General features: G+C 69.8%; 5 protein-coding genes and 1 pseudogene. 4 read left to right on the top strand and 2 right to left on the bottom strand.

Annotated elements, in window-relative coordinates; genetic code table 11:
* Positions 1-137 precede the first annotated feature (137 nt).
* A pseudogene (locus M1L60_RS48470) lies at positions 138-275 on the top strand (TetR/AcrR family transcriptional regulator); the annotation flags it as partial.
* A 48-nt stretch (positions 276-323) separates the two neighbouring features.
* Positions 324-713, top strand: coding sequence for an LmrA/YxaF family transcription factor (locus M1L60_RS46295; RefSeq protein WP_253244008.1), 390 nt, complete (start codon positions 324-326; stop codon positions 711-713).
* A 575-nt stretch (positions 714-1,288) separates the two neighbouring features.
* On the opposite strand, the gene M1L60_RS46290 is transcribed toward M1L60_RS46295, so the two are convergent.
* Together M1L60_RS46290 and M1L60_RS46285 are read right to left on the bottom strand one after the other, a co-directional pair.
* Positions 1,289-2,197, bottom strand: coding sequence for a pyridoxamine 5'-phosphate oxidase family protein (locus tag M1L60_RS46290; RefSeq protein ID WP_253244007.1), 909 nt, complete (start codon positions 2,195-2,197; stop codon positions 1,289-1,291).
* Between the two features lie 70 nt (positions 2,198-2,267).
* On the bottom strand, positions 2,268-2,873 hold the full coding sequence (locus M1L60_RS46285; RefSeq protein WP_253244006.1) for a TetR/AcrR family transcriptional regulator: 606 nt from the start codon (positions 2,871-2,873) through the stop codon (positions 2,268-2,270).
* Positions 2,874-2,978: 105 nt separating this feature from the next.
* Here M1L60_RS46285 and M1L60_RS46280 point away from each other — a divergent pair, with 105 nt between their 5' ends.
* Both M1L60_RS46280 and M1L60_RS46275 read left to right on the top strand, forming a co-directional pair.
* Positions 2,979-3,761 carry an SDR family NAD(P)-dependent oxidoreductase gene (locus M1L60_RS46280; protein ID WP_253244005.1) on the top strand — a complete coding sequence of 261 codons (783 nt, stop codon included), beginning with the start codon at positions 2,979-2,981 and terminating at the stop codon, positions 3,759-3,761.
* A gap of 1 nt (position 3,762) precedes the next feature.
* Positions 3,763-4,890, top strand: coding sequence for a DUF5938 domain-containing protein (locus tag M1L60_RS46275; RefSeq protein WP_253244004.1), 1,128 nt, complete (start codon positions 3,763-3,765; stop codon positions 4,888-4,890).
* Positions 4,891-5,165 lie beyond the last annotated feature (275 nt).

The raw sequence follows: 5,165 nt of genomic DNA, 5'->3' as shown, positions 1-5,165 counted from the left end.
GGCCGCTGCTCAGCGCGAAGCGGGGGTTCCATCGCGCGCCTGCTCTCAAGCGCCCTGGTTACGGAACCGCGTGCCCCAGGGGCCCTGGGGAGAGGGTGCGAAAGGTTGTTTACCGTACGTTCGGTAATGTTGGGGGTATGGGGCGGGCTCCGAGTATTGATGATGTGGCGTTGTTGGATCGGCTCAGTGAAGTGTTTCGGCGGGCGGGGTATGAGGGGGCGTCGCTGACTGATTTGTCGGCGGCGACGGGGTTGCATCGGGCGAGCCTCTACCACCGCTTTCCGAGTGGGAAGCCGGGGATGGCGGCGGCTGTGCTTGAGGCCGTGGAGCAGGCGTTTGTCGAGATTCTGGAGCCGCTCTCGTCGGGGCTGGGGCCGGCGGCTGCTGTGGAAGAGATGGCGCGGCGGGTTGGTGCGTTCTATGACGACGGGCGGCTGGCCTGTGTGCTCGACACCATGACGTTGCGGGGAGCGCCCGACGATATCCGGGCGCGGGCCGCGCATCTGGCCAACGGGTGGCTGACCGCGATGGCCGATGTGGCTCGGCGGGCGGGTGTCTCCGAGCAGGAGGCGCCGCGTCGGGCCCGGGCCGCTCTGGTGCGGATCGAGGGGGCGTTGATCCTGGCCCGGGTGCTGGATGATCCGTCGGAGTTCCAGCTCGCGCTGGCCGAGCTGCCACAGATGCTCGTGGGGGCAGTCGCCGGCCGGCGTTGAGCGTCGTTGCGATCTCGGCTAGTTGGTATTTCGGGGCGGCGATCCCGGCTGAAGTGGTGGCCGGCCCTCATGACCGGAGCGCCCGCCGCGACCACGTCGAACTCGATCATCCGAAGCAGCTGGCCCGGTCGAAGAGGGACCGGAACGCGCGCCGCGATCACCGGGGGCAGCTGGTTGTCGGTGTGGGGTGGTGGCGTGCGGGATGGTCGAGGCGGCGGCGTGTTCGCGGGGGCGCGAGCCGGTCGCGGTGACCGGTTCCCCGTACGGAATCAGGTTTTCGCCGAAGGCCGTAGCGCCCGCTGATCCAGGTCCGTGATGCGGCAGCCGCGCCGCTATTCGGTGTCGACCTCAGTGGGCGGGGTGGTCCCTCGGGGAGGGGCCGCCGGTGAGCGGTTCTCGCGTCGGGACCGGTCCACATTGGTCTCAGCGCCTGTTCGTAGCGGGGACGGGGCTGCGGCGAGGCTCAGATCCCGCCTGGCGGCGTCTGAGCGAAAGCCCGGTTCCAACACCGGGAGCCGGACGAATCTGGCCCGCACTACGAAACAGCTAGGGGAACCGCTGAGCGCCGTCGGCGTTCATCGGGTGGCGGGCAGTGGTGGGTTGAAGCGCGACATCGTCGGCGCCGACCAGTTCGCGGCCAGGGAGCGTGGTAGCAGGATGGCCTCATCGATCTCGAACTCGACCGCGCGTGAAGCCGGGGTGGCTGCGTCGGATGGCCAGCGCACCTCGGCGCGGCCGGTGAGGTGGACGGTGGTGCCGGTGGTCCAGTCGACGAAGAGCAGGGCCGTGTGCGGGTTTTCGGTGATGTTGCCGAGGGTCATCAGCATGTTGTTGCCTCGGTAGTCGGGCCAGCGCAGCCGGGTCGGGGACAGCAGTTCGATGAAACCCGGGTTTCCGCCGCGGTGGGAGACGTCGGGGTCGCCGTCCTCCGAGGCCGAGGCTACGAAGAACGTGTCGGCCGTGGTGACCAGGCGGCTCATGTCTTCGGTCAGTGCGGGGGTGCTCGTGGCGGCGGCCGGCTCCGACGGGGTGCCGTCGAGGCTGATCACCGAGCGCTGCTGGATGTACTTCGGGCAGTTGGGGAAGCTCTGCTCGATGGTGAGCAGCAGGCCGGAGGGCAGCGGCGTCGACGTGCCGTTCATCCGCAGCCGGATGCGTGTCTCGAGGTCGATGGCCAGCAGGCCCAGCCGGCCGGGTCGGCGGGTCATCGGCTCGACCGGATCGCCGGCCGCGAGCCGGGCCTGCACCAGCACCGACTCGTCGTCGGGGGCGTTGATGAATCCGCGCGGGCCGACGAACATCGACGCCCACAGCCGGCCGTCGTCGGCCTGGGCTCCGACGACCAGGATGTTCTGATACGACAGGAATTCGTCGGCGCCCTCGGGCAGGGTCGGCTGGACCAGCCGGGAGACGCCGGCCGCCTGCCGCGTCAGGCCCGCTCGGGCCTGGGCTTCCAACTCGCCCCAGTGAAAGACCGATTGCATGGCTCGTAGATTACCAAACGTTTGGTAAAAAACGAAGGCAAAGTGGGCCGCCTCACGAGAGGGGGCGACGTCAGCGCGCCAGCAGGGGCATGACTATGCGGACCTGGGCGGCCAGGCCGTCGAGGACCGGTTCGCCAGCGGTGGTGTAGGCGAGCAGAGCCTGCTGGAACAGGCCGTCGAGCATGGCGTACGCGGTGGGGGCGGGCGTCGACGGCGTGGCGCCGGCCAGGGTCGCGTAGCGGGTGACGACCCGCCAGATCATCGCCTCGAGCGCGGCGTCGATCTCGGTGATGGCGGCCCGCAGCGGCTCCTCGAACATGCTCTGGGTGCGCAGGTCGTACCAGAGGCGGTGCATGGGCGCCTCATCGCGGATCGTCTGGGCCAGCTTGTCGGCGAACGCCTCGACCAGCTCTACGGCCGATTCCGAGTCGCGGACGACGGCGTCGTAGCGGGTGACGCAGCGCGCCTTGTAGTAGCGGACGCTGTAGATGACCAGCTCGGTCTTGTCCTGGAAGTAGTAGTGCACGACGCCGTGGCTGAACGGTGAGTTGCCGGCGATCTCGCGCAGGCTGGCCCGGGCGTACCCCATCTCGCCGAGGGTCAGCAGCGCCGACTCGGCCAACTCGTCACGGCGGCGGTCGTACTTGTCGACCGGGCGGCTCTTCACAGGGGGCACGAGGACATCGTACGACTTGACACTCGTCCAAAGTTTTCTTGACAAGTGTCAAGCGAAGGCATGTGATGTGGGTCTCAACGTTCTCGATCCTCCCGGGAGCCTCAGATGACACAGATCGATCTCACCGGCCGGCGCGCCCTGGTCACCGGCGGCGCCCAGGGGCTGGGCGAAGGCATGGCCCGGGCCCTCGACGCGGCCGGCGCCTCCGTGGTCGTGGCCGACCTGCAGGACGACCTCGGGCCCAAGGTGGCCGAATCGCTCGGCAATCCCGGCGGCTTCGTGCACCTCGACGTCACCGACGACGAGGGCTGGGCGGCCGCGGTCGAGCAGGCGATCGGGATCATGGGCGGGCTCGACATCGTCGTCAACAACGCCGGCGTCGAGATCACCAGCCTGATCGTCGACCTCGACCCGGTCGCGGTGCGCAAGCAGCTCGAGGTCAACCTGCTCGGTACGGCCCTGGGCATCAAGCACGCCTTCCGGGCGATGCGCGCCCAGCAGAGCGGCGTCGTGATCAACGTGGCCTCGGTCGCGGCGACCATCGCCTTCCCCGGCATCTCGGTCTACTCGGCCACCAAGTCGGGCGTCGACCGGCTCACGCGGGTCGCGGCCATGGAGTCGGGCAAGCTCGGTTACGGCGTACGCGTCAATTGTGTCTATCCCGGTCTGGTGCCGACCGCGATGGGCGCCGGGCTGGCCAACGACGTGGCCCAGATCGGCCTGTTCCCGTCGCCCGAGGCCGCCGTGGGCGCGGTCGTCGAGCTCACACCGTCCGGTCGCCTGGGCGAGGTCGCCGACATGGCCGACGCGGTGGTGTTCCTGGCCTCGGACGCGGCCCGCTTCATCAACGGCGTGGGCCTGCCCGTCGACGGCGGAATGGGGATGTGACATGGCCACCAAGCCCGTCGTCGTCTACGGCGCCTCCGGTTACACCGGCCGGCTGATCTGCGAATACCTGCGCGAGTACAACGTCCCGTTCGTCGCCGCCGGTCGCGATGCGGCCAAGCTCAAGCAGTCGATGCAGGAGAACGTGGCCGGCATCGAGACCGCCGACTACGAGATCGCCGAGGTCGGCCACGACGTCAAGGCGCTGACCGAGCTGTTCGCCGATGCGGAAGTCGTCTGCAACACGGTCGGCCCGTTCAGCGTCTACGGGCCCGAGGTCGTCGAGGCCTGCCTGGCCGCCGGCACGCACTACCTCGACACCACGGGCGAGCAGGACTGGATGATCACCTGCGACGAGAAGTACGGCTCCGACTTCGCCGCGGCCGGCCTGCTGCTCGCGCCCGGCATCGCGCAGATGTACACGACCGGCGAGATCGCGGCCGAGCTGTGCCTGGAGAAGCCGGGACTGGACACTCTGGACATCGCGGTGTTCTGGGGCGGCAGCCCGACGATCGCGTCGACGCTGACGATCCTGGTCAACGCGGCCACCTCGGGCGCGTACCGGCTCGAGCAGAACCGCTACGAGGCCTGGGATCCGGAGGCTGGGCTGTATCAGCTGGTGCTGCCGGGCCAGCACGAGCTCGCGCTGGCGCTGCCGTGGGGTGGCACCTCGCACCCGGTCTGGTACCGCCGCGACCCGCGGGTGGCCAACGTCAAGGTGCTCGGTGGCGTGTTCAACCGGGCGCTGATGAACGGCGTGCCGCAGATCGTGGCCAACGCGGTCGAGGCGACCAAGGACATGGCCCCCGACGACCGGTACGCGGCCCTCACCGCGACGGCGGCCCAGGTGATGAACCAGATGCCGCCCCGGGAGAATCCGCGGCTGAACAAGTCGGTCGACTCGGTGCACGCCTCGGGTCCGTTGGGTCGTGCCCACTGCGTCATCTACGGCAACTCGAACTACAAGCAGACCGGCCTGATGCAGGCGTACGCCGCGTACCACTTGCTGCAGCAGCCGCCGCGACGGGTCGGGTTCGCCTCCGGGTGCCAGGCCTTCGGGCATCGCGAGCTGCTCGGCGTACTGGAGAGCTTCGGTCTGGTCCGTGAGCCGACCGTCACGGTCGAGCGCTGAGTCATGCGGCTCGTCGACTACCTGGACAAGGGGGCCTCGCTCGACCCGGACGCGCCGTGTCTGACCACGGAGGGGGAGACACGGACGTACGGGGAGGTGCGGGAACTCAGCGTCCGCATCGCCTCGGCGCTGGCCGCCCGCGGGGGGGGGGGGGGGGGGGGGGGGGGGGGGGGGGGGGGGGGGGGCGCCCCCCCCCCCCCCGCCGGGTGTCAGAGAGCGGGTGTGTCGCGGGGGCGCAGCGTCGCCCAGCCCTCGTCGCGGGCGCGGGCCGCGGC

The organism is Paractinoplanes aksuensis, assembly GCF_024137025.1.
Classification (GTDB): Bacteria; Actinomycetota; Actinomycetes; order Mycobacteriales; family Micromonosporaceae; genus Actinoplanes; species Actinoplanes aksuensis.
Note: the sequence above shows the minus strand (reverse complement) of the source record. Positions and strands in the feature narration are given on the sequence as shown.

Excerpts from the sequence above, each read along its gene's own strand:
- M1L60_RS46290 (WP_253244007.1), bottom strand. The coding sequence starts at position 2,197 with ATGCAATCGGTCTTTCACTGGGGCGAGTTGGAAGCCCAGGCCCGAGCG.
- M1L60_RS46280 (WP_253244005.1), top strand. The coding sequence starts at position 2,979 with ATGACACAGATCGATCTCACCGGCCGGCGCGCCCTGGTCACCGGCGGC.
- M1L60_RS46275 (WP_253244004.1), top strand. The coding sequence starts at position 3,763 with ATGGCCACCAAGCCCGTCGTCGTCTACGGCGCCTCCGGTTACACCGGC.